Origin of the sequence: Pseudomonas sp. CF161, from assembly GCF_000416215.1 — a bacterium.
Lineage (GTDB): Bacteria > Pseudomonadota > Gammaproteobacteria > Pseudomonadales > Pseudomonadaceae > Aquipseudomonas.
This window is the reverse complement of sequence record NZ_ATLP01000102.1, coordinates 52,245-75,095: the sequence shown is the minus strand read 5'-3', so window position 1 is coordinate 75,095 and position 22,851 is coordinate 52,245. Positions and strand designations below refer to the sequence as shown.

The window sequence follows — 22,851 nt, the reverse complement described above, 5'->3', positions numbered from 1 at the left end:
AGGCACTCAGTGCGGTGCGCGGGGGATGGTCTTGAGCAGGTCCTGGGGGCTGATATGGCCGACCACTTGCTCGTTGACGCTGCCCGGCAACGGCAGGCCGAGGATGTGGCCCTTGATCTTGCCGATCACGTGCATTTCACACGGCTTGCAATCGAACTTCAGGGTCAGCACTTCATCGCCGTGCACCAACTGCATCGGCGCGACCTTGGTCCGCACCCCGGTCACGCCCTTGGCCTGTTTCGGGCACAGGTTGAAGGAGAAGCGCAGGCAGTGCTTGGTGATCATCACCGGCACTTCGCCGGTTTCCTGGTGGGCTTCGAAGGCGGCGTCGATCAATTTGACCCCGTGCCGATGGTAGAAGTCGCGGGCCTTCTGGTTGTAGACGTTGGCCAGGAACGACAGATGCGCTTCCGGGTACACCGGTGGCGGGCTGGTCTCGGCCTTGCGGCTGCCCCGTGGGTGAGCTTCGATCCGCGCGGCGGTCAGGGCTTCGATGACTTCCCGGCGCAGGGCCTTGAGCTGGGAGTTGGGAATGAAAAACGCCTGGGGCGCATCCAGCTTGATACCGGTGGCGTGGTACTGGGTGGTGCCCAGCTGGCCCAGCAGGTCCTGCAGTTGTTCCAGGGCCTGCTCCGGCTTGTTGGCCACGCCGAACGGGCCATCCAGTACCACGCTGGCGCTGACACCCTCTTCGCTGGTGGCGCTCAGTTCCAGGCGCTCTTCGCGCAGCTGCACCTTCCAGGCCAGGCCGACCCGACGCTCGGCGGAGGTCTTGACCAGCGCCTGCTGCCAGTTGTGGTCCAGGTTGCGGCTCAGGGGATGCAGGGGCCGCAGGCGATGCAGGCCTTCGGGCATCTCATTGGGTTCGACGCGGTAGCGGTAGCGTTTCTCGCCGTCTTCCTCGAATTCGCCGCGGGCTTCGGCGATGTTGGCGCGAAAGCCCACCACTTCGCGCTTGACCTGCACATTGAGGCCGTCGCCATTGGACAGCGGCTCGCGGGTCACCACTTGCAGGTCACGCTTGCCGACTTTTTCCACCACGCCCACCAGCAGGCCGGTGAAGGTCGGCGAGTCGAAGGCGCCGATGTCGATCTTGCGCTCGCTGACGAAGTAGTCGGTGCTGCCACGGTGGAAGGTCTTGTCCGGGTCGGGCACGAAGAAGTGCGCGGTGCGCCCGCTGGAGGCCCGGGCCAGGTCCGGGCGGTCTTCGAGCACGGCGTCCAGGCGCTGGCGGTAATAGGCGGTGATGTTCTTCACATAGCCCATGTCCTTGTAACGGCCTTCGATCTTGAACGAACGCACGCCGGCCTCCACCAGGGCGCGGATGTTGGCGCTCTGGTTGTTGTCCTTCATCGACAGCAGGTGTTTCTCGTAGGCGATGACCCCGCCCTGCTCGTCCTTGAGGGTGTACGGCAGGCGGCAGGCCTGGGAGCAGTCACCACGGTTGGCGCTGCGGCCGTTCTGCGCGTGGGAGATGTTGCACTGCCCGGAAAAGGCCACGCACAAGGCACCGTGAATGAAGAATTCGATGGCCGCGTCGGTCTCGTCGGCGATGGCGCGGATTTCTTGCAGGTTCAGCTCGCGGGCCAGCACCAGTTGCGAGAAGCCGGCCTGGTCGAGGAACTTGGCCCGGGCCAGGGTGCGGATATCGGTCTGGGTGCTGGCGTGCAGCTCGATCGGCGGAATGTCCAGCTCCATCACCCCCAGGTCCTGGACGATCAGCGCATCGACGCCGGCATCGTACAGTTGGTGGATCAGCTTGCGCGCCGGCTCCAGCTCATTGTCGTGGAGGATGGTGTTGATGGTGGTGAACACCCGGGCATGGTAGCGCCGGGCAAACTCCACCAACTGGGCGATATCGCTCACTTCGTTGCAGGCGTTGTGCCGTGCGCCAAAGCTGGGGCCACCGATGTACACCGCATCGGCGCCATGCAGGATGGCCTCGCGAGCAATGGCCACGTCACGGGCGGGGCTGAGCAATTCCAGGTGATGTTTAGGCAGGGACATAATTTTTTTAGTCAGGCTGGTCACGGTCGAGGCGTGCATTGTAGCGGCCAAATGCGCGACCGGCACCCGTGTGCTGCCAGGTGGCGGCCACGCCTTGCGCGCAGCCGCCGAAACCCTCGGTGATTCAGGCCTTGGCGGCCATGGCGGTGACTTCCACCCGCATGCCTTCGACCGCCAACGCTGCCACGCCTACGGCGGCGCGCACCGGCCAGGGTTTGGCGAAGAAACGCTGGTAAACCTCATTGAATGCGCCGCGGTCGGCCATGTCGGTGAGGTAGATGGTCAGGTGCAGGACCCGGTCCATGGAGCTGCCGGCCTTTTCCAGCGCGACTTTCAGCGCTTGCAGGGTGCATTCGCTTTGCCGGGTGATGTCCCCCAGTTCCAGGCTGCCATCGGCGTGGGTCGGGATCTGGGTCGAGACCAGCAGGCCGCCAAAACCGGCGACGTCGGAGGAAATGGAGTCCGCGTCAGGATCGGGAATAAAGGTGATGTCGTGCTGGGCCATGGGCTGCTCTTGTTCAAGGAGTGGGTAAGGAAAAACTGCGCGGCAGTTTAGCGCCCCGCGCCGGGCTGTTGTCCAATCGGCAACCGGCCGGCCGTGCAGCCAGCCGGCAATATGGCAAAACGCCCCCAGCGACGCGGTTCGATGGGGGCGTTTGCAGAGCCGGGCTGGAGCGCCTCGACGTGCTAGACGATCGCGGGAAAGCCCTCGACGCTGTCCGGCCACGGGGTCAGGACTTCGAAACCCTGGTCGGTCACCGCCACCATGTGTTCCCACTGGGCCGAGAGTGAGTGGTCCTTGGTCACCACGGTCCAGGCATCGGCCAGGGTCTTCACGTGGCGCTTGCCGGCATTGAGCATGGGTTCGATGGTAAAGATCATCCCGGTTTTCAGCTTCAGGCCCTGGCCCGGGTAGCCGTAGTGCAGCACCTGGGGCTCGTCGTGGTAGATCTTGCCGATGCCGTGGCCGCAGTACTCGCGCACCACACTGAAGCCGTCGCGTTCGGCCACGCTCTGGATCGCATGGCCGATATCGCCCAGGGTCGCGCCCGGGCGCACGGTGCGAATGCCGGCGCACATCGCCTCATAGGTGGTGGCGACCAGGCGCCGCGCCTCGGGGCTGGGCTCGCCGACGAAGTACATGCGGCTGGTGTCGCCGTACCAGCCGTCCTTGACCACGGCGATGTCGATATTGACGATATCGCCGTCCTTGAGCACCCGGCCCGAAGGAATGCCGTGGCACACCACCTCGTTGACCGAGATGCACACGGTCTTGGGGAAGCCGTGATAACCGATATTGCCGGCGATCGCCCGCTGCACGTTGACGATGTAGTCATGGCAGATCTGGTCCAATTGATCGGTGCTGACCCCGGCCTTGACGTGGGGCGTGATCATCGCCAGGACTTCGGCGGCCAAGGTGCCGGCGACTTTGGACTGGGCCACTTCTTCACGCGTCTTCAATACCACTTTGCCATTCATGGGCGAGCCCCTCCGACCGCACGCATGGTGGTGGCGCGCGAGGTCTCCGCCAGCTCGCTCAGTTGCTTGAGGTCAAGGCCACCGGCCTGTTCGGCGCGGATCAGCAAGCGGCAGATACCGCTGTGGTCCAGGTCCGGGTACAGCTCGGCGAGCATGCCGATGCGCATCCAGTGCTCGGCCTGGGCGTTGATCGAGCGGCTGAGGGCATGACTGGCGACCCGCAGATTTTCATGCATGGCGTCTGAAATTTTGACGATTCCCACAAACATCACCTGATACGAAGTGTATATGTTTCGTATATTGCCTGATGGCAGTACGCAATTGCAATTGCGCTGCAATCTGACCGAACTACGGCGCCGGACACGAGCATTCGATTAAATCGAATGCTCCCTTGAGTTTTTAGTATTTGTCGATTGCTGGTCCGGGTCTTAGTCTCTCGATCCATACCGGCCTGTGCTCGCTGCACAGCCTTGGAGATGCCAGCCCCACGGGCTCGACCGATCGGCATCCGGAACAATAAAAAACCAGCATTGGCCGCACACGCGGCGCCCTGACTCGTCTGCCATAACTACAACATTGCAAGAGCGCCAGAGAGCGAGAGGAACCTACCCATGCAATTCCAGTTTCTGTTACCCACCAAAATCGTCATGGAGCCCGGCCTGCGCCAGCGCACCGGCGAATACCTGACCGGCCTCGGCTTGCGCCACGTGCTGCTGGTCACCGACCCGGGGGTCAAGAACGCCGGCCTGCTGGACAGCATCTACGCCAGCCTGGAGCAGGCCGGGATCCGCTATGACGAGATCGCCGACGTCAAGCCCAACCCACGCAGCGAAGACGTCAACCGTGCCGCCGAGCTGTACCGCGGCAAGGGCATCGACGGCGTGCTGGCCGTCGGTGGCGGCAGTGCGATGGACGCGGCCAAGGCCATCAGCGTGCTGCTGACCCATGAAGGCCGGGTCGAAGATTACGAAGGCGCCTTTACCCTCAAGGGCCCGGTGCTGCCGATCGTGGCGATCCCGACCACTGCCGGCACCGGCAGCGAAGTGACCTTCTTCTCGGTGATAACCGACACCCGCCGCCAGTTCAAGATGAGCCTGCTCGACTACCGCATCGGCCCGGTCCTGGCGCTGCTCGACTCGGACATCACCGCCACCCTGCCGCCGCACATTGCCGCCGCCACCGGGATGGATGCCCTGACCCACGCCATCGAGGCCTACACCGGCAAGCCGGCCAACCCCATCAGCGACGGCCTGGCCCTGCATGCCATCCGCCTGATCGCGCAACACCTCAAGCCCGCCGTGCAAGAACCGGACAACCGTGAGGCCCGCGAGCAGATGCTGATCGCCAGCCTGATCGCCGGCATGGCCTTCGGCAACGCCGACATTGCCAGCGTGCACTGCATTTCCGAAGCCATCGGCGGCATGTACGACACCCCGCACGGGGTCGGCAATGCGATCTTCCTGCCGTTTGTGTTCAGCCATAACCGCGACGCCGACCTGCGCCGCCACGCCGATGTCGCCTACGCCCTGGGCATCGACCCCAACCTGAGCGCGGTGGCTGCAGCCGAAGCCGCCGTGGAGCAGTTGTTCCGCATGAACCGGGAGCTGGGCATCCCGCGTTTCGCCGAGGTGGCCGGGGTGCGCGAAGAAGACTTCCTGGCCATCGCGCAGAAGTCCAAAAGCAATATTTCCGATGCGAGCAACATCAAAGACATGTCCGTCGAGAGCTACCTCGATGTGATCCGCGCCGCCTACAACTACTCAGCTTGAGGCCAGACCCATGAGCGCATCGACTTCCTCTCCTCATCTGCGCCGGACCCTCGGGCCGGTCTCAGTGCTGCTGTTCGGCCTGGCCTTCATTGCCCCGCTGATCGTATTCGGCACCTACGGCGTGATCGCCCAAGCCAGCCAGAACACCGTGGCGCTGTCCTACGTGGTGGCGTCCATCGGCGTGATCTTCACCGCATTGAGCTACGGCCGCCTGGTGCGGGTGTTCCCCGCAGCCGGTTCGGCCTACACCTACACCCGCAAGATGCTCAACCCCAACATCGGCTTCATGGTCGGTTGGGCCGCCCTGCTCGATTACTTCTTTATCCCGATGCTGATCTGGCTGCTGGGTGCGAGCTACCTGAGCCTGGCCTTTCCCGATGTGCCGCAGTGGTGCTGGATCACCGGCTTCATTGTCTCCACCACCCTGCTCAATATCCTCGGGATCCAGGTCGCCAACCGCTTCAACATCATCCTGATGCTGATCCAGCTGACGATCATCGCGGTCTTCATCGGCCTGTGCTGGCACTACGTGGCGGCGATCAACGGCCCGGGCGGGCTGCTCTCGGTCAAGCCGTTCTTCAATGTCGACGTGCCTTTCTCAGCGACCATGGCGGGCGCGGCCATCGCCGCCTATTCGTTCCTCGGTTTCGATGCGCTGTCGACCCTGAGTGAAGAAACCGTCGAGCCGGAGCGCACCATTCCCCGGGCGATCCTGCTGGTGGCCCTGATCGGCGGCAGCCTGTACATCGGCTCCTCGTACTTCATGTACCTGGCACACCCGGCGGGCGTGTTCGAGAACATCGACGGCGCGGCCTTCGAAATCGCCAAGACCATCGGTGGCGATCTGTTCTTCGGCGTGGTCCTGACCGGCATCATCATTGCCCACTTCGCCGCCGGCCTGTCGTTCCAGGCCAGTGTCGGGCGCCTGCTGTATGCCCTGGGCCGTGACAACCAGTTGCCGCAAAAGCTGTTCGGCGTGCTGCACCCGCGCTACAAGACCCCGGTGTTCAACATCGTGCTGTCCGGTGCCTTTGGCCTGGTCGGGTTCGGCCTGACCATCGCCACCGCCACCTCGCTGGTGAACTTCGGCGCCTTCCTGGCCTTCACCGCGGTCAACCTGTGTGCACTGAAGCTGACCTTCGACCGCCAGGTCGGCGACAAGGCCGGCGTGCTGCGCGGGGTGCTGTTCCCCCTGGCCGGCGCCTTCACCTCCGGCTGGATGCTGATCAGCCTGGACCAGGACGCGCTGATCCTCGGCTGCTGCTGGGTCCTGCTGGGCCTGGTGTACCTGGCCTGCCGCACCCGCCTGTTCAGTGTCGCGGTGCCAGAACCGGCGCTCTGACCCTCTGCTTCCAAGCCCCTCTGTAACGGCCCCTTCATGCGCATGCTGCATGCGCCTGCCGGGGCAGTTGCGACTTTTTCAAGGCGGCGGCCACCCCCGCCCCACAGGAGAACCCATGCAAACCTGCCTGCTGATCAATGGCCAACTCATCGCCGGTGAAGGCGAAAAACTGCCGGTGCTCAACCCGTCCCTGGGCACCACCCTGGTGGAAATCCCCGAGGCCAGCCTGGCCCAGGTCGACGCCGCGGTCTGCGCCGCCGACGCCGCCTTCGAGGCCTGGTCCCAGACCACGCCCAAGGACCGTTCGCTGCTGCTGCTGAAACTGGCCGACGCCATCGACGCCCACGCCCAGGACCTGGCACGCCTGGAGTCCGACAACTGCGGCAAGCCCTACGCCGCCGCGCTGAACGACGAACTGCCGGGGGTCGCCGATGTGTTTCGCTTCTTCGCCGGTGCCGTGCGCTGCCAGACCGGCCAGTTGTCCGGCGAATACCTGCCGGGCTTTACCAGCATGGTGCGCCGCGATCCGATCGGCGTGGTGGCGTCGATTGCGCCGTGGAACTACCCGATCATGATGGCCGCCTGGAAAATCGCCCCGGCCCTGGCCGCCGGCAATACCCTGGTGTTCAAGCCCTCGGAGCACACGCCGCTGTCGATCCTGGCCCTGGCGCCGACCCTGGCCCAGCTGCTGCCGCGCGGGGTGATCAACATCATCTGTGGTGGCGGCGAAGGGGTCGGCAGCCACCTGGTCAGCCACCCGAAAGTGCGCATGGTGTCGCTGACCGGGGATATCGTCACCGGGCAGAAAATCCTCCAGGCCGCGTCCAAGACCCTCAAGCGCACCCACCTGGAACTGGGCGGCAAGGCGCCGGTGATTGTCTGCAACGATGCCGACTTGCAGGCGGTGGTCGCCGGCGTGCGCAGCTATGGCTACTACAACGCCGGGCAGGACTGCACCGCCGCCTGCCGGATCTACGCCCAGGCCGGGATCCATGACCGCCTGGTGGCCGAACTCGGCGCCGCCGTCAGCAGCCTGCAGTACGGCCGGCAAGCGTGACACCGACAACGAGATCGGGCCGCTGATCAGCACCCGCCAGCGCGACCGCGTGGCCAGCTTTGTCGAGCGCGCCCTGGGCCAGCCCCATATCGAGCGGGTCACCGGGGCCGCCGTGCACGCCGGCCCCGGCTTCTATTACCAACCGACCCTGCTCGCCGGCTGCAAGCAAAGTGACGAAATCGTCCAGCGCGAAGTGTTCGGCCCGGTGGTCACCGTGACCCGCTTCGACGAACTGAGCCAGGCGGTGGACTGGGCCAACGATTCGGAATACGGCCTGGCGTCCTCGGTCTGGAGCCAGAGCCTGGACAAGGCGATGCAGGTTGCGGCGCGCCTGCAGTACGGCTGCACCTGGATCAACAGCCACTTCATGCTGGTCAGCGAAATGCCCCACGGCGGCCTGAAACGCTCCGGCTACGGCAAGGACCTGTCCAGTGATTCGCTGCAGGACTACAGCGTGGTACGGCACATCATGGCCCGCCATGGCACCGACTTTTAGGAGCAGTTGCTGGCGGCGAGCTACAAGCGGCAAGTGAGCGTGGGTTCTACTCGCAACTTGCCGCTTGCAACGTGCCGCGGCTCAAAAGCAGGTGCCTTCGGCGTCGCTGCACACCCCATAAGGCGTATTGCTGATAAACCAGTTAAGCCAATGGGGCTCCCAGTCCCGCCACTGGATAAAGTAGGTCTTGGTCTCGGTGTTGAATATCACGCCGAAAATACTCAGTTCCCGGGCACTCTCCCACACGCGCATGTCCAGCGAATCGCTGTAGATCAAGGGCGAGCGGTAAACCCGCTGCGGGTTCTGGAGGTCAACCACCTGCAGATACCCCAGGTGCCTGAAGGGTATGAACAGGTTTCCGGCCTGGACAAGCTGCAAGACGTAGCGTCCCGACGGCCTGCTGCTGGTGTAAGGCTCGCGATTGAGCACCTCACTCAGCTGTTGGATGAACACCCCGGCGCCGCAGGCAAGCAGTATCAGCAGTCCGACAACGGTCTTCCTGAGCTTCATCGGGCAGCGCCCTGGAGGTTGCAACTCATTGACCTGATCTCCCTGAAAAGGCGCCATTGAACGAGTTCTGGATAAGCGAATCAAGTTGCGGCACTATCCGCCGCCATAAAGTGCCCGCCGCCCTCCAACGGGGCGCTGCAAACGCACCCAGGTAGCAAGGACGCCCCCATGTCATACCCTCTGTTGTCCGTCCGAAGCGGGTCGACTCCGCTGCGGAGCGCCCAGCGATGACCCTCGCCCGTGACGAGTTGATTCGCCTGGTCACCGCCCTTCTGGCCCACAGCCTCGCGGTGGCGGCTTGCGTGCTGATCGATTACTACGGCATCCCGTTCTATGAGCAGATGTTCGGCAGCATCAGCAAGTTTTTTGGCTTTGGCCCGATGATGCGCACCCTGTTCTGCCTGTTCGTCGGGGTCAATCTGCTGATCGCTATCGTTCCGGTGCTCAAGATCAAGCTGTTGCTGATCCTGCCGCTGTTGCTGCTGACCGCTTACATCATGTTTCCCCAGAACCCGATTCGTGGGCTGGTCTACTGCTCGGAGCTCGGCCTGCTGCCCTTGGCGGCGATCTATCTGTCCCGAGGGCTGCATCAGTTGCTCAGCCCAAGGGCGAAACGAGCCTGCGCCCCGTGAGCCGCGACACTTTCATCCGCCTATGCTGCGCGCTGTTGGCGCACGGCCTGGCGGTGGCGCTGTTTTACCTGGCGCATCTGCTGGGCGTGCCGCTCTACCTGCAGCTGTTCGGCTCGATCTCGCGCGGTGTCGCGGTGGGGCTTGGGGTCTATTACCTGTTCATCCTGTTTATCGGGGTCAACCTGGTGGCCGCGCTGGTGCCCAACCTCAAGCTCAAGCTGGGCCTGATCCTGCTGCCGGTGCTGGCCAGCGCCTGGATGTTTTTCCCCAGCAACCCCATACGCGGCCTGGTGTATTGCGCCTTGTCCGGCGGCTTGCCGTTACTGGCGATCTGGCTGGCACAGCGCCTGCATCGAGTGCTGCGCCCCAAGGACCTGCCCCATGAGTAACGGCATGCGCCTACCGGCGCCCCTTCGATACCTGAGCCTGCTGCTGGTGCTGGGCGCCAGCGGCAATTGCCTGGCCATGAGCCTGGACCAGCAGTTCGCCGGCCTGGCCAGTTGCAGCGTCGAGCAGGTGTTTCTCGACCCCAGCAAACAGCAAGTCAGCGGCCAGTACTTTGTCGAGCGCCAGCTGCAACCCTGCGACCTCGACGAAGGTGCGCGCTTTTGCGTCAAGGACCAGTTCCACGGGCTGGCGGTGCATGCCATCGGCATCCCGTATCGCGGGCCGTTTTCAGTGCACGCGCTGTACCTCGACGCCGATGTGCAGACGGCGCGCCAGCAATTGGGCCAAGGCTTCGACGGCGACGGTGTACAGGCCCCATTGTTGATTGCCGACCCGAAGAATCCCGGCGGCTCGGTGCTGTACTGCGACCCGGACAGCCAATAATCCCTTTTGCCCCACCCGCGACGGAGCTCTCGATGCCTTCTCCCTTCAACACCCTGGGCCTGGCCCTGCTCGGGCTGCTGATCAGCCTCGCGCCCCCGGCGCTGATGGCGGCGGAATCCGGCTGCCCGAGCGGGGATTTGCCGAGCTTCGTCCAGGCGTTCGCCAGCAGCCCCGAGTTGCAAAAGACCTACACCCGCTCGCCACTGATCGAACAGCGCCCGGCCTATGGCGATCAGGGCTATGGGGTCACGACCCTGCACAAAGTGCCCGCCGCCAACCCCGCGAGCCTGGCCTTGCTCGACCCTCAGGTCCAGGCCAAGGCCGGTTTGCAGACCTTCTGGATCGACCAGCGCAGCCTGGTGGTGCACGACAGCCTGGGCGATGTGCTGCAGGTCTTTGTGTTCCAGCAGTTGCCGTGCTGGACCCTGGTCCGGGTTGAACAGTGGTCGCTGCAAGGCCTGCTCGATGAGCGGGCGCCAGCCAATGAAACACCCTTGCAGCGCGAGCTGCGCAAGGCCGACCTGTTCGAAGGCTATGGCGCGGTGGAGCTGTATCCGCTGACCACTTACTTTTTCGAGCTGGCGCAGCGCATTGACCTGCACGCCGCCGACAACGGCTCGGCCGCCGGCGCCACCCGGGCCGTGATCCTGGGTTATTCGGGGATGTCACCGGAAGTGGAGCCAGCACGGATCGAATCCCTGCTGAGCACCTATGCCGAATCGGACGTCGAGGCCAAGTTGCTGCTGGCGGACTTTTACTGCTTCCGTGGCAATCAGATGGCAGAACGAAAATGCCAGGCGCCGCGCCAGGCCGAAGACACCGTGACCCAGGCCGCGAGGCAGTTCGACACCGGCATGGCCTATGCCACGCTCGGCTATGGCTACAGCGAAGGCCTGTGGGGCACCGCCGACCTGCCGCGTGCCCTGGCCTGCCTCAAGGAAGCCGCCGACCGCCAGGAGCCGAGCGTGCTGCAGAATCTGGTCCACTACGCCAAGGAAGGCCAGGTGCCACAGCCTGGGGTCAGCTGCCTGCAATCCCCGGCACCGACCGCCGGTTGAGCGTATCGGGCAATGGACCGGGGCTGCTGCCCCACCTTTCGGCCAGCAAAACCTGGGGAAATCAGGGCTTTGGGCGGGTGCGAGAGCATTTTTACCAATGGATACAGCTAATCATTTTTTCAGATATGGCGAACCGTTTATCCTCTGCGGCATCTGTTTAAAGTCCGTTGCGTTTGGCCGAAGGCATGACCGAACCTCACATAGCGATCCAGCGCGCAGCCAGGAAGGCCTCGGGATCCCCAGAACAAGGTTCACCTATGCACCGCAGGAATCTACTTAAAGCCTCCATGGCCCTGGCCGCCTACACCGGCCTTTCGGCCAGCGGCCTGCTGGCGGCCCGTGCCTGGGCCGGCGCTGCCGATGGCGAGGCGCAGACTTTTGATTTCGAGGGCCTCAAGGCCCAGGCCAAGCAGTTGGCCAGCAGTCGCTACCAGGACACCAAACAGGTGTTGCCGCCCACCCTGGCGACCATGACCCCGCAGAATTTCAATGCCATCCAGTACGACGGCGCACACTCGCTGTGGAACGACCTGAATGGCCAGCTGGACGTGCAGTTCTTCCACGTCGGCATGGGCTTCAAGCAGCCGGTGCGGATGCACAGCGTCGACCCGAAGACCCGCCAGGCGCGGGAAGTGCACTTCCGTCCGCCGCTGTTCAACTACCAGAACACCAGCGTCGACACCACTCAGCTCAAGGGCGACCTGGGTTTTGCCGGGTTCAAGCTGTTCAAGGCTCCGGAGCTGGACAAGCACGACGTGGTGTCCTTCCTCGGCGCCAGCTACTTCCGCGCGGTGGACGCCACCGGCCAGTACGGTTTGTCGGCCCGTGGCCTGGCGATTGATACCTACGCCAAAAAACGCGAAGAATTCCCCGACTTCACCCAGTTCTGGTTCGAAACCCCGGACAAGGACAGCACCCGCTTCGTGGTCTACGCCCTGCTCGACTCGCCAAGCGCCACCGGCGCCTATCGCTTCGACATCGACTGCCAGGCCGAGCGTGTGGTGATGGACATCGACGCCCATATCAATGCGCGCACCGCCATCGAACAACTGGGCATCGCCCCGATGACCAGCATGTTCAGCTGCGGCACCCACGAGCGGCGCATGTGCGACACCATCCACCCGCAGATCCACGACTCCGACCGCCTGGCCATGTGGCGCGGCAATGGCGAATGGATCTGCCGCCCGCTGAACAACCCGGCGACCCTGCAATTCAATGCCTTCGCCGACAAGGACCCGAAAGGTTTCGGCCTGGTACAGACCGACCATGAGTTCGCCAGCTATCAGGACACCGTGGACTGGTACAGCCGGCGCCCGAGCCTGTGGGTCGAACCCACCACCGCCTGGGGCGAAGGCTCGATCGACCTGCTGGAGATCCCGACCACCGGCGAGACCCTGGACAACATCGTGGCCTTCTGGACCCCGAAAAAACCGGTGGCTGCCGGCGAATCGCTGAACTATGGCTACAAGCTGTACTGGAGCGCCCTGCCCCCGGTGGGCACGCCGCTGGCGCGGGTGCATGCCACGCGTTCGGGCATGGGCGGCTTCGTCGAGGGCTGGGCCCCGGGCGAGCATTACCCCGAGGTCTGGGCCCGACGCTTTGCCGTGGACTTCACCGGTGGCGGCCTCGATCGCCTGCCGGCCGGCACCGGCATCGAACCGGTGGTCACCGCCTCCAACGGCCAGGTCAAGGACTTCAACGTGCTGGTGCTGGACGAAATCAAGGGCTACCGCATCACCTTCGACTGGTTCCCCACCAACGACAGCGTCGACCCGGTAGAACTGCGGCTGTTCATTCGCACCCATGACCGCACCCTGAGCGAAACCTGGCTGTACCAATACTTCCCGCCCGCCCCGGAAAAACGCAAATACCCCTGACCGCAGCCTCGCCAGCTCGGCAGCGGCTACACCCCGTAGCCGCTGCCGCAGGCTGCGCTGGTCCCAAAGGGCGCCGTGCCATGCCAGCGGTACTCGATGCTTTTACCGCTCCATCGATTACGACGCGCCATAAAAAACCGGCCTACAGGGCCGATCAGTTAAGCGCCAGAGCGAACGAAACATAACCTGTGGCGAGGGAGCTTGCTCCCGTGGGGCCAGCCGGGGCTCCGGGGCGTAGCAGCCCCATTTCTGGGGCCGCTGCGGGAGCAAGCTCCCTCGCCACAATGACAGTGCTTGCCCTTGACTGACTGGTATTAGCCTGCAGGGCCGGTTTTTTTTACACCGCGGGTTTATCCGTCACGCAGATCCGATTCATGAATCGGCTGGTCCCTGTGGGTCGCCCGCTGGTACTGCGCCGGCCAGGTGGCCTTGCGTCCGCCCAGGTCATCGTCGGCGTGCAGCGGCCAGTACGGATCGCGCAGCAGTTCGCGAGCGAGGAAGATGATATCCGCCTGGCACGTACGCAGGATGTGCTCGGCCTGGGCCGGCTCGGTGATCATGCCGACGGTGCCGGTGGCAATCCCTGCATCCTTGCGCACCCGCTCGGCGAAGCGCGTCTGATAACCGGGGCCGACGGGAATCTCGGCATTGGCCGCCGTGCCCCCGGACGAGACATCGATCAGGTCCACCCCCAACGCGTTCAGGCGCCGTGCCAGCTCCACGGTTTCATCCGGGTTCCAGCCGTCTTCCACCCAGTCGGTGGCCGACACCCGCACAAACAGCGGCAGCTCTTGCGGCCAGACCGCGCGCACCGCCTCGCTGACTTGCAGCACCAGGCGAATCCGGTTGTCAAACGAGCCCCCGTACTGATCGCGGCGCTGATTGCTCAACGGCGAGAGGAACTGGTGCAGCAGGTAACCATGGGCGGCATGCACTTCGACCACCTTGAAACCGGCAACCAGCGCGCGTTTGGCGGCGTCGACAAAGGCCTGGATCACCTCGGCGATCTGCCCCTCGTCCAACTGTGTGGGTGGCGTGTGCTGCGGGTCGAAGGCAATCGGCGAAGGCCCGACCGGGGTCCAGCCGCCGTCCTCGACCTTGACGCTGCCATGCTTGCCCAGCCATGGCCGATGGGTGCTGGCCTTGCGCCCGGCGTGGGCCAGTTGAATCCCGGCTACCGCGCCCTGGGCGGCGATAAAGCGGGTGATGCGTTGCAGGGGTTCGATCTGTTCGTCATGCCACAAGCCCAGGTCCTGGGCGGTGATGCGCCCGTCGGCGGTGACCGCCGTGGCCTCGGTGAAAATCAGCCCGGCACCGCCCACGGCGCGGCTGCCCAGGTGGACCAGATGCCAGTCGTTGGCCAGGCCATCGACGGCGGAGTATTGGCACATGGGTGAAACCGCGATGCGGTTGAGCAGGGTCAGTTGACGCAGGGTATAGGGTTCAAGCAGCAGACTCATGGGGCACCTCTCGATCAATGGTCAGGCTCCAGGGTTCTGTTTGAAAAGTCGACGAGTGACAACAAGGTGAAACGCCCGCCCCCGCGGGTTGAAAAAGGACAAGAGGTCACAAGGCCAATCAGACAGTGCTTAGAGACTAGTCGACAACATTGGCCGGAGCAGGGTTCCTGGTAAAAAGCCCATTGGGGTGGCCGTTGCAGTATCGGGAAGAATGGCGGTGGGTGTAGCCGCTGTCGCCCGGCTGCGCTGGCCGGGGCAGCCGCCGAGGGGGTATCAGGAAAAACAGCGATGGAGCCGATGGCCAGCGCAGCCTGGCGGCAGCGGCAGCGGCAGCGGCAGAGCCTGGCCTGGCCGAGGGGTGTCAGGCGGCCCTGGCCATCAGGATCAGCGCGGTTCGATATGGGCGATCATCAGTTGCACGGTTTCCTGGCCCCGGAATTCGTTGACGTCGAGTTTGTAGGCCAGCTCCACCCAGCGGATGGTCGGGTTGGGCCAGACTTCGCGGTCGATGCCGAAAGCGATGCCGTCGAGTTTGAGCGAACCGCATTCGCTGCGCAGCACCACTTTCAAATGACGCTCGCCGACCACGCGCTGTTCCACCAACTGGAACACGCCATGGAACAGCGGCTCCGGGAAGTGCTGCCCCCAGGGCCCGGCATGCCGCAGGGCCCGGGCCAGTTCCAGGTGGAACTCTTCGATGGCCAAGGTACCGTCCGACAGCAGGCGCCCGGTCAGGTCTTCCTCTTGCAACTGGCGTCGGACTTCTTCATCGAACGCCTGGGCAAATGCCGGGAAATTCCCTTCAGGCAAGGACAAACCGGCCGCCATGGCATGCCCGCCGAACTTGCTGATCAACTGCGGGTGCCTGGCGGCCACCGCGTCCAGCGCATCACGAATATGGAACCCCGGCACCGAGCGCGCCGAGCCCTTGAGCATGCCCTCGCCGGCATCGGCGAAGGCGATGGTCGGCCGGTGATAACGCTCTTTGAGGCGCGACGCGAGAATCCCGATCACCCCCTGGTGCCAGTCGGCATCAAACAGGCACAGACCGAACGGCATGGACTCCAGCGGCAGGTCCTTGAGCTGGGCCAGGGCCTCGCGCTGCATGCCCTGCTCGATGGATTTGCGGTCCTGGTTCAGCTCGTCGAGCTGCCCGGCCATTTCCCGCGCTGCCGCCGCATCGGCGGTGAGCAGGCATTCAATGCCCAGGCTCATGTCGTCCAGGCGCCCCGCCGCGTTCAAGCGTGGGCCGATGATAAAACCCAGGTCCGTGGAGGTGATGCGGGCGTGATCGCGCTTGGCCACCTCAAGAATCGCCTTGAGCCCCGGCCGCGCACGCCCGGCGCGAATTCGCTCCAGGCCCTGGTGCACCAGGATCCGGTTGTTGGCATCCAGCGGCACCACGTCGGCCACGCTGCCCAGGGCCACCAGGTCCAGCAGTTCGCCAATGTTCGGCTGTGGCTGGTGGTCGTACTTGCCCAGGCTGCGCAGGCGCGCGCGCAGCGCCATCAACACATAGAAGATCACCCCGACCCCGGCCAGGGCCTTGCTCGGGAACTCGCAACCCGGCTGATTGGGGTTGACGATGGCATCGGCCGCCGGCAGTTCATGGCCCGGCAAGTGGTGGTCGGTCACCAGCACCTGCAAGCCCGCGGCCTTGGCTGCGGCCACGCCCTCGACGCTGGAGATACCGTTGTCCACCGTGATCAGCAACTGCGGCTCGCGCTGCTGGGCCACGGCGACGATTTCCGGGGTCAGGCCGTAGCCGTATTCGAAGCGGTTGGGCACCAGGTAGTCGACATGGGCCGCCCCCAGCAGCCGCAGGCCCAGCAGGCCCACGGTGCTGGCGGTGGCACCGTCGGCATCGAAGTCGCCAACGATCAGAATGCGCTGGCGCTGCTCCAGGGCCACCACCAGCAAATCCACGGCGGCATCGATGCCCTTGAGTTGCTGATAGGGAATCAGCCGCGCCAGGCTCTTATCCAGCTCGGCCTCGGACTGCACGCCACGGGCGGCGTACAGGCGGGTCAGCAAGGGCGGCAGATCACCGAGAAACGGCAGGGTGGCGGGCAACTCACGGGGTTCGATACGCATGGGGCGATTGGGGCTTCTCTTCTAATGCAGGGTGACGTCAGAGGACGGGAGCGGTTGGCAATCAGCCGCGATCGCCCATCAGCCATTCGAGCTGGACTTCGTGCTGGCCACGGTCATCGGTGACGAAGATAGTGCCTTCGCTGATCATCACGTCCCACTTGATCACCCGGGGCATGTCCTTGGCCAGGGTCTCCAGCACGTCCTGGGGCACGCCGGCGATGTTGACGTTTTTCAGGTTCTTCAGGGTGTCGACTACCCGGGTCTGCCACACACGCAGGCTGCCGTAGGCCAGCAGGCTGGTGCGCTCGGTGCGGCGCGAGCACCAGGTCAGGCGGTCGGCATCCGGCTGGCCGACTTCGATCCAGTGCAGGACGCGATCATCCAGGCTCTTTTCCCACAGGGCCGGCTCATCCACATCCGACAGGCCGCGACCGAACGACAAGTGCTCGTTGTACCAGAAGGCGTAGGCCAGCAGCCGCACGGTCATGCGCTCTTCGGTTTCCGAAGGATGACGGGCGATGGTCTGCTTGACGCTCTCGTACACCCCACGGTCGAGGTCGGTGAGGTTCAGTTCAAACTTGTAGGTGGTGGACGGCTGGGCCATGTGCGCGCTTCTTGATGTGCGAAAAGGCGGCAAGTCTAACCCGAAACCTTTCCCCCTGCCCGGCCGATGACCCGCCGTCGGGCACCTGGCGCCACCCCGCGCCAGCCCCGCAGCCGCTATTCAAGCACGCGTGAAGGCACGAACCTGGCGCGGATTGCCACGATCCGCGCGTGCAGGGGTTGTTCCCACGCGCCGAGGGCTTTATAACGCTCGCGCGATTCGGGATGTGCGTTGTGCCGCCCTGAAGCCATCAACGGAAAAGGAAGCTCATGGAAGTGTTTGTAGAGATCGGTGCCGTGGTTGCCGTGGTCGCGGCAGGCTATTGGTTTTACCGGCACAAGAAAGCCAAGGCCCTGCGCCTGAGCCCCCACGATGTCGCCCAGATCAATCGGGTCAATCTGGTGCTCAGGAGCGAACCGCTGCTGGCGCTGGACATCGCCCAACGCCTGGAAGGCCACGCACGGCAATTGGCGTTGCAGTATGTAGCGCCGGCACTGGTCAAGAATGGCCACCGCGAAGCCGGTTTCAAAGCCCTGGCCGAACTGGTCAAGCCCAACCACGCCGCCCCGCTGAAAACCATCCTCGAGATCCTTCTGGAACAAGGCGATCCCAAAGCCGCCCGGGAACTGCTGGATATCAAGGGGTCGCAACTGCCGATCGACGGGCATATCGTCGGCATCGACCTGGCCCTGGCCACCGACAACAAGGCCTCGGCGGTGCAACAACTCAAGGCCATCACCGAACTCCAGGAAGTCGCCGGAGCATTCGTCCTGTCGCGCGCCGACAGCCTGAAAATGGCGGCCCGCCAGCGCGCCATGCATATGAAGCAAGCCGCGTCCGTGAGCATCGCCTGGGCCTGGTCGACCCTGGGCGCCGATGGCACCCTGGACCGCCAGGAACTGCGCGCCATTCTCCAGGAGTTTTTTGCCCAGGACGGCGCCGCGCGGGTCATCGAACTCGCCGAGCAACTGCCCGAGGCCTACAAGGATTGCGCCGCCAGCGTGCTGTTTGAAGGTGGCGCACTGGAACCGGCCTTTATCCTGCTGGGCCAGGCCGGCGCGGAGCTGCCCTATGAAACCTACCCACAACTGCTGGCGCTGGCCCTCGCTGCCGAGCGCCTGGATGACGCCCTGCGCCTGATTGACGCGGATCCTGAGTACAACACCGACGATCTGCTGCTCACACTGCTGCAATGGCACGTGCAGCGCGGTGAAACCGCCGCCGCCGACGCCCTGATCCAGGCCCGCCTGAAAACACCCGAGCAGTACCTGACGCTGGGTCTGGAGCTGGCGACGTTCAGCCACGCCTACCAGCCGCAATGGAGCCTTGCCTTGCGCCAGCGCACCGAGCAACAGCTGGAGCATGTGCAGGGCGCGGAAAACGAGACGTGGTATCAGTTACTGGTGCTGGAAGGCCGGTTGCAGGCCCAGGCTCACCTGCCCGAAGCACGCCGCGATCAGGCGCTGATAGGCAACCTTCTGCAGCAGATCGCCGAGCTCAACGCCGCACTGGAAATGCCGGCCATCCAGGAGCGCTATGAAGCACAAGCCGCGCTGCTGCATGCCCTGGGCCAGGACGATGCTGCCAGCCAGCAGCTACAGATGCTCGCGCAGTACATCAAGGACCACCCGGACGAAGACGACGAGGACGAGGACGAGGACGAGGACGAGGACAAAGTCCCGGGCAGCTATGGCTTCAGCCAGAAACTGGACCTGGAATGCGTGGCCGAGGCCTACCTGCGTATCGACCAGCCGCTGCCCGCCATTGCTTTGCGCGATGAACTCGAACAGCAAGACTTTCCGTGCCGTGACGTGTCGCTGCAGATCGCGCTCAACCACATCCGCCACCAGCGCCTGGCACAAGCCATCGAGGCGATCGATGTGATCACCCTGACCGGCGGTGAAAACCTGCTGGCGCCGCTGCACCAGGCCATTGAACAGGTGCAGGCACAAGCCCCGACCCGCTATCGCGAGTTGCGGGAAAAGCTCCTCGACACCTTGATCAACGGCGATCTCGGCGCTCGGCCAACGCCATGACCCAGGCGCCCGCGCGTCGCTGACGGACGCGGGCGCCACCCGCCTTGCACAGGAACCCTCATGGACACACTCACAGGAACCGGGCTGGCCGTGGCCATTGCCGGCGTCGCGGCCTATAGCTTTTACCGCTACCGCAACGCCCTGGCCCTGCGCGTGACGGCGTCGCAGTGGGCGGTGATCAATCGGGCCCTGCTCCTGGCTCGCAGCAACCCCCTGGTCGGCCTTGAGATAGCCCGGCAGCTGGATGGCCATGCTCGGCAAATCGCCCTGCAAGGCCTGGCCCCGTTGCTGGTCGGTGCCGGCTACCGTCAGGAAGGCCTGCAAGCCCTGGGCGAGCTGGAAAAAAACAACCTGCCCCAGCCCCTCAAGGATGTGGTCGAGCTGCTGCTGGACCAGGGTGACCACCTGGCCGCACAGGCCCTGCTGGATCAGACCGGGGTACTGATGCCGGTCGACGGGCATATCGCGCTGATGAAGCTGCGGTTTGCCAAAGGCGACCAGGACGGCGCGCTGCAAATACTGAAGATGATCGGCAGCGTCCAGACCCAGTCAGGCGCGGACTTGATCTCGGCCCACGACAGCCTGCGCATCGCCCCGCTGCAACGCCAGTTCGGCCAGACCGAGTGCGCCGCCCTGAGCATCGCCTGGGCCTGGATCAACGCACGCGAGGCAGACGGCAGCCTGGCGCCGAAAAAACTGCGCGCCCTCTTGCACGAGTTCTACCTGCAGGACGGCGCTACGCGGGTGATTGAGCTGGCCCAGCAACTGCACGCAAGCGAGAAAGCCATCGCCGCCAGCGTGCTGTTCGAGTTCGGTGCTCTGGAAGCCGCCATGACTCTGTTGGGCGAAGCCGGCAAACACCTGGCTCACGACGCCTACGAGCAGTTGCAGCGCCAGGCCCTGGCTGCCGACGAGCTGGACAAGGCCGAACGTTTGATCGAACTCGCCCCCGCCTACGAACAACATGAATTGCTGCTGGGACTGATGAACTGGCACGCGAAACGCGGCGCCACCGCCCTCGCCGAGGAACTGCTGGAAACCCGTATCCACCCTGCCGAACAGCGCCTGGAGCTGCTGCTCAGGCTGGTAAAAATGAGCCATGCCAGCCAGCCGCAATGGAGTGCCGCACTACTGGATCGGGCCTCGGAGTTTCTGCCCGCGACGCCACACGGGGAGGCCGACAACTGGTATCGCCTGCTGATCCTGGAAGGCCAGTTGCAGGCCCAGGCCCGCCTGCCCGAGGCTCGTCGCGAGCAGAACCTGATCAGCCACAACCTGGCGCAACTGCAGGGGCTCAACCCGGACCTGAACCTGGAGGAAAAGCTCGATCGCTACTGCGCTCAGGCGCCACTGCTGCACCTGTTTGGCCAGACCGGATACGCTGTGCAGCTCCTCGATCACCTGGTGCAGCAACTTCGCGATAATCAGGAGGCGGATCCCATCGAGCAGCAGTTCGATCTGGAGCGAGTGGCGCAGGCCTATCTGAGCATCGACCAGGTCGAGCCGGCCATCGCGCTGCACGAGAGCCTGCGCACACTTGAGGCGCTCTACCGCCACGAACTGGCCCAGGGCATCGTGCTCAACCACGTCCAGCACCAGCGCTTTGCCGAAGCCATCGCCGCCATCGATTTCAGCATCCTGCTCGACCCGAACCGCGTGCTGACCGCCTTGCTCCAGGCCTTGCAGCACTTGCAGTTGCAGCAACCGGAGCAGGCCCGCGCCTTGCACCAGCATCTGCTCGACACCCTGATCCATAGCTCGCTGACCACAGGCACCCCGGACTGACATTCGCCTAGCCGCAACCCGGTGGTCCACGCCGGCCCTGACCCGTACCAGAGGAAAATCGAATCATGGAAGTGTTTATCATCCTGCTGCTCATCACCGGCGTGATCTCGCTGCTGGTGGTGTATGCCCACAAAAGCAGCAGCACCAGCCTGAGCCTGGGCATCACCGAGGGCGAGGCGGCGCAGATCAATCGCGCCGCCCACCTCAGCACCGTCGAACCCCAGGTGGCCTTGCAACTGGCCCAACGCCTGACGGGCAAAGCCCGGCAGTTGGGGCTGTTCCAGATACCCAGCGCGCTGTACAAGCAGGGAAATCAGGAACAGGCCCTGGAAGTACTGGCCGAACTCGATGAAACCTACCAGCCCATGGCGCTGAACCAACTGCTCGAAACCCTGCTCGACAAGGAGGGCCCCCAGGCGGTGCTGAGCCTGCTGGAGCGCCTGCAGCAACCCCTGCCGTCAGCGCCCCTGCTGCGCATCCCGCTGCTGGTGGCCATGGGTGAACACGAGCAGGCCCGCGCGCTGCTGGTGACCTTCGGCGTCGAGCAGTTGAGCCCGGACTCCCCCAGCGAGCACCGGCAGTTGGCTGCCCTGCAACGCAGCCTGGGCCTGGCGGATAAAGCCGCCATCAGCATCGGCCTGGCCTGGCAACTGCTGCTGAAACAGCCGGTCGACGAACTGGACGCCTATGAAGTGGAAGAGACCCTGCTCGAGTACCGTGCCCAGGGGCAGGATGCGCAGTTCCCGGCCATGGCCGCGCAGCTGCCCGAGGCAGTGCAGATCATCGTCGTGGTCCTGCTGATGCAGTCCGGGGAGTTCGACGCCGCGTTCGAGGTGCTGGCGCTGAATCCCGAGCCCGACGATTACTTGCGCTACCCGCCGCTGCTCAAGCTGACCCTGGACGCCAACCGCCCGGAACTGGCGCGACAGCTGATCGCCCAGGTGCCGGAAACCTGCGCCAGCGAGCTGCTGTTGAGCCTGTTGAACTGGCATGTCGCGCGCAATGAGATGGCCGAGGCCGAGGCGGCCTTGCAGGCCTGTGCCGTTTCGACCGGGCAGCGCATCTGGTGCCTGATCTGCCTGTGGGGCACCTACGTCGAGGAACACACGCAATGGTGCGCCCGCCTGCTGGAGCAAGCCTTGGCGGCACTGGAGACCTTGCGTGGCGATGAGCAATGGCCGTGGTTGCGCCTGCTGATCCTGGAAACCCAACTGCGGGTCCAGGCCGAGCTGCCGCGCCTGCGCCGCGACAGCTGGCTGATCCGCAACAACCTGGAAGAGATGGCCCGCCTCAACGCCCAGCTCGAATACGCCGACCGTCCGATGAAACAGGCCTTGCAGGCCAAACTGCTGCACGACCTGGAGCAGACCCGGCAAGCCGGCGAACTGCTGGACCAGGCCGTGCAGGCCCTCGACGACGACCGTCAGAATGGGGCGCTGGAACCTGGGGAAAAAAACTTGTATCTGGAACAGCTGGCGCTGAGCTACGTCTACATCGACGACCAGGCAAAAGCCGTCGCGCTGCAGACCCGCCTGGAACAACAGGCGGCCTTCACCCACCAGTTGAGCCAGGCCATGGTGCTGAACCATATCCGCCAGCAACGCTTCGAGGAGGCGATTGCCGGCCTGGAGCTGCGCAATCTGTTTATCGACGAAAACCCGGTGCAGCAGTTGCACCAGGCCCTGGAAACCCTGAGCCACAGTGCTCCGGAAAAAGCCCACGGGCTGCGCCAGAAACTGATCGACAGCCTGGCCGCCGAGAGCGCCTGGGGTTACCCGAACGCCGCCTGAGGCCTTGTGGGCGCCAGCCGCTGC

Annotated in this window: 18 protein-coding genes and 1 pseudogene; 11 read left to right on the top strand and 8 right to left on the bottom strand. The window is 64.4% G+C overall.

Going from position 1 to position 22,851, the window contains the following annotated elements:
- Nucleotides 1-6 precede the first annotated feature (6 nt).
- The 4 genes from CF161_RS22980 to CF161_RS22965 all read right to left on the bottom strand — a co-directional run bounded on the left by CF161_RS22980 (nt 7) and on the right by CF161_RS22965 (nt 3,749).
- Nucleotides 7-2,007, bottom strand: coding sequence for a U32 family peptidase (locus CF161_RS22980; protein WP_020299011.1), 2,001 nt, complete (start codon nt 2,005-2,007; stop codon nt 7-9).
- Between the two features lie 124 nt (nt 2,008-2,131).
- Complete coding sequence (locus tag CF161_RS22975) at nt 2,132-2,512, bottom strand: RidA family protein (protein WP_020299010.1); 381 nt, start codon at nt 2,510-2,512, stop codon at nt 2,132-2,134.
- Nucleotides 2,513-2,694: 182 nt separating this feature from the next.
- Nucleotides 2,695-3,486, bottom strand: a complete 792-nt coding sequence (map, locus tag CF161_RS22970) for a type I methionyl aminopeptidase (protein WP_020299009.1) — start codon at nt 3,484-3,486, stop codon at nt 2,695-2,697.
- Nucleotides 3,483-3,749, bottom strand: coding sequence for a ParD-like family protein (locus CF161_RS22965; protein WP_043230180.1), 267 nt, complete (start codon nt 3,747-3,749; stop codon nt 3,483-3,485). Before CF161_RS22965 ends, map begins: the two co-directional genes overlap by 4 nt.
- Nucleotides 3,750-4,097: 348 nt before the next feature.
- Here CF161_RS22965 and CF161_RS22960 point away from each other — a divergent pair, with 348 nt between their 5' ends.
- From CF161_RS22960 to CF161_RS22950, 3 genes and pseudogenes are all read left to right on the top strand, one after another.
- The gene (locus CF161_RS22960; RefSeq protein WP_020299007.1) at nt 4,098-5,255 is read left to right on the top strand and encodes an iron-containing alcohol dehydrogenase; all 1,158 of its coding nucleotides are present in this window, start codon (nt 4,098-4,100) and stop codon (nt 5,253-5,255) included.
- Between the two features lie 10 nt (nt 5,256-5,265).
- Nucleotides 5,266-6,597 carry an APC family permease gene (locus CF161_RS22955; protein WP_043230171.1) on the top strand — a complete coding sequence of 444 codons (1,332 nt, stop codon included), beginning with the start codon at nt 5,266-5,268 and terminating at the stop codon, nt 6,595-6,597.
- A gap of 115 nt (nt 6,598-6,712) precedes the next feature.
- A pseudogene (locus CF161_RS22950) lies at nt 6,713-8,150 on the top strand (gamma-aminobutyraldehyde dehydrogenase).
- 81 nt (nt 8,151-8,231) lie between these two features.
- Here the strand turns inward: CF161_RS22950 and CF161_RS22945 are convergent.
- Nucleotides 8,232-8,660: a hypothetical protein gene (locus tag CF161_RS22945; protein WP_020299005.1), complete on the bottom strand. Its 429-nt coding sequence runs from the start codon at nt 8,658-8,660 to the stop codon at nt 8,232-8,234.
- A gap of 227 nt (nt 8,661-8,887) precedes the next feature.
- On the opposite strand from CF161_RS22945, the gene CF161_RS22940 reads away from it, so the two are divergent.
- The 5 genes from CF161_RS22940 to CF161_RS22920 all read left to right on the top strand — a co-directional run bounded on the left by CF161_RS22940 (nt 8,888) and on the right by CF161_RS22920 (nt 13,058).
- Nucleotides 8,888-9,292 (top strand): hypothetical protein, encoded by a 405-nt coding sequence (locus CF161_RS22940; protein ID WP_020299004.1) that lies wholly within the window; start codon nt 8,888-8,890, stop codon nt 9,290-9,292.
- Complete coding sequence (locus CF161_RS22935; protein ID WP_020299003.1) at nt 9,289-9,681, top strand: hypothetical protein; 393 nt, start codon at nt 9,289-9,291, stop codon at nt 9,679-9,681. Before CF161_RS22940 ends, CF161_RS22935 begins: the two co-directional genes overlap by 4 nt.
- The gene (locus tag CF161_RS22930; RefSeq protein WP_020299002.1) at nt 9,674-10,123 is read left to right on the top strand and encodes a hypothetical protein; all 450 of its coding nucleotides are present in this window, start codon (nt 9,674-9,676) and stop codon (nt 10,121-10,123) included. Before CF161_RS22935 ends, CF161_RS22930 begins: the two co-directional genes overlap by 8 nt.
- A gap of 32 nt (nt 10,124-10,155) precedes the next feature.
- Nucleotides 10,156-11,181: a hypothetical protein gene (locus tag CF161_RS22925; RefSeq protein ID WP_020299001.1), complete on the top strand. Its 1,026-nt coding sequence runs from the start codon at nt 10,156-10,158 to the stop codon at nt 11,179-11,181.
- 257 nt (nt 11,182-11,438) lie between these two features.
- Nucleotides 11,439-13,058 carry a glucan biosynthesis protein D gene (locus tag CF161_RS22920; protein WP_043230166.1) on the top strand — a complete coding sequence of 540 codons (1,620 nt, stop codon included), beginning with the start codon at nt 11,439-11,441 and terminating at the stop codon, nt 13,056-13,058.
- A gap of 350 nt (nt 13,059-13,408) precedes the next feature.
- Here the strand turns inward: CF161_RS22920 and CF161_RS22915 are convergent, their stop codons facing one another.
- The 3 genes from CF161_RS22915 to CF161_RS22905 form a co-directional block, all read right to left on the bottom strand.
- Nucleotides 13,409-14,518: an NADH:flavin oxidoreductase/NADH oxidase gene (locus CF161_RS22915; RefSeq protein WP_020298999.1), complete on the bottom strand. Its 1,110-nt coding sequence runs from the start codon at nt 14,516-14,518 to the stop codon at nt 13,409-13,411.
- 384 nt (nt 14,519-14,902) lie between these two features.
- The gene (gene recJ / locus CF161_RS22910; RefSeq protein WP_020298998.1) at nt 14,903-16,612 is read right to left on the bottom strand and encodes a single-stranded-DNA-specific exonuclease RecJ; all 1,710 of its coding nucleotides are present in this window, start codon (nt 16,610-16,612) and stop codon (nt 14,903-14,905) included.
- Nucleotides 16,613-16,673: 61 nt separating this feature from the next.
- A complete protein-coding gene (locus tag CF161_RS22905; RefSeq protein ID WP_020298997.1) occupies nt 16,674-17,216 on the bottom strand; it encodes a YaeQ family protein in 543 nt (180 codons plus the stop codon).
- A 269-nt stretch (nt 17,217-17,485) separates the two neighbouring features.
- Here CF161_RS22905 and CF161_RS22900 point away from each other — a divergent pair, with 269 nt between their 5' ends.
- The 3 genes from CF161_RS22900 (at nt 17,486) to CF161_RS22890 (ending at nt 22,827) form a co-directional block, all read left to right on the top strand.
- Entirely contained in the window at nt 17,486-19,252 is a 1,767-nt protein-coding gene (locus tag CF161_RS22900) for a hypothetical protein (protein WP_020298996.1), read from the top strand.
- Between the two features lie 60 nt (nt 19,253-19,312).
- A complete protein-coding gene (locus tag CF161_RS22895; protein WP_020298995.1) occupies nt 19,313-21,037 on the top strand; it encodes a hypothetical protein in 1,725 nt (574 codons plus the stop codon).
- A gap of 65 nt (nt 21,038-21,102) precedes the next feature.
- On the top strand, nt 21,103-22,827 hold the full coding sequence (locus CF161_RS22890) for a hypothetical protein (protein WP_020298994.1): 1,725 nt from the start codon (nt 21,103-21,105) through the stop codon (nt 22,825-22,827).
- The last annotated feature ends 24 nt before the right edge of the window (nt 22,828-22,851 follow it).

Bases quoted from the DNA above. Each gene is read 5' to 3' on its own strand.
- CF161_RS22980 (WP_020299011.1), bottom strand. From the start codon at position 2,007: ATGTCCCTGCCTAAACATCACCTGGAATTGCTCAGCCCCGCCCGTGAC.
- CF161_RS22975 (WP_020299010.1), bottom strand. From the start codon at position 2,512: ATGGCCCAGCACGACATCACCTTTATTCCCGATCCTGACGCGGACTCC.
- map (WP_020299009.1), bottom strand. From the start codon at position 3,486: ATGAATGGCAAAGTGGTATTGAAGACGCGTGAAGAAGTGGCCCAGTCC.
- CF161_RS22960 (WP_020299007.1), top strand. From the start codon at position 4,098: ATGCAATTCCAGTTTCTGTTACCCACCAAAATCGTCATGGAGCCCGGC.
- CF161_RS22955 (WP_043230171.1), top strand. From the start codon at position 5,266: ATGAGCGCATCGACTTCCTCTCCTCATCTGCGCCGGACCCTCGGGCCG.
- CF161_RS22945 (WP_020299005.1), bottom strand. From the start codon at position 8,660: ATGAAGCTCAGGAAGACCGTTGTCGGACTGCTGATACTGCTTGCCTGC.
- CF161_RS22940 (WP_020299004.1), top strand. From the start codon at position 8,888: ATGACCCTCGCCCGTGACGAGTTGATTCGCCTGGTCACCGCCCTTCTG.
- CF161_RS22930 (WP_020299002.1), top strand. From the start codon at position 9,674: ATGAGTAACGGCATGCGCCTACCGGCGCCCCTTCGATACCTGAGCCTG.
- CF161_RS22925 (WP_020299001.1), top strand. From the start codon at position 10,156: ATGCCTTCTCCCTTCAACACCCTGGGCCTGGCCCTGCTCGGGCTGCTG.
- CF161_RS22920 (WP_043230166.1), top strand. From the start codon at position 11,439: ATGCACCGCAGGAATCTACTTAAAGCCTCCATGGCCCTGGCCGCCTAC.
- CF161_RS22915 (WP_020298999.1), bottom strand. From the start codon at position 14,518: ATGAGTCTGCTGCTTGAACCCTATACCCTGCGTCAACTGACCCTGCTC.
- recJ (WP_020298998.1), bottom strand. From the start codon at position 16,612: ATGCGTATCGAACCCCGTGAGTTGCCCGCCACCCTGCCGTTTCTCGGT.
- CF161_RS22905 (WP_020298997.1), bottom strand. From the start codon at position 17,216: ATGGCCCAGCCGTCCACCACCTACAAGTTTGAACTGAACCTCACCGAC.
- CF161_RS22900 (WP_020298996.1), top strand. From the start codon at position 17,486: ATGGAAGTGTTTGTAGAGATCGGTGCCGTGGTTGCCGTGGTCGCGGCA.
- CF161_RS22895 (WP_020298995.1), top strand. From the start codon at position 19,313: ATGGACACACTCACAGGAACCGGGCTGGCCGTGGCCATTGCCGGCGTC.
- CF161_RS22890 (WP_020298994.1), top strand. From the start codon at position 21,103: ATGGAAGTGTTTATCATCCTGCTGCTCATCACCGGCGTGATCTCGCTG.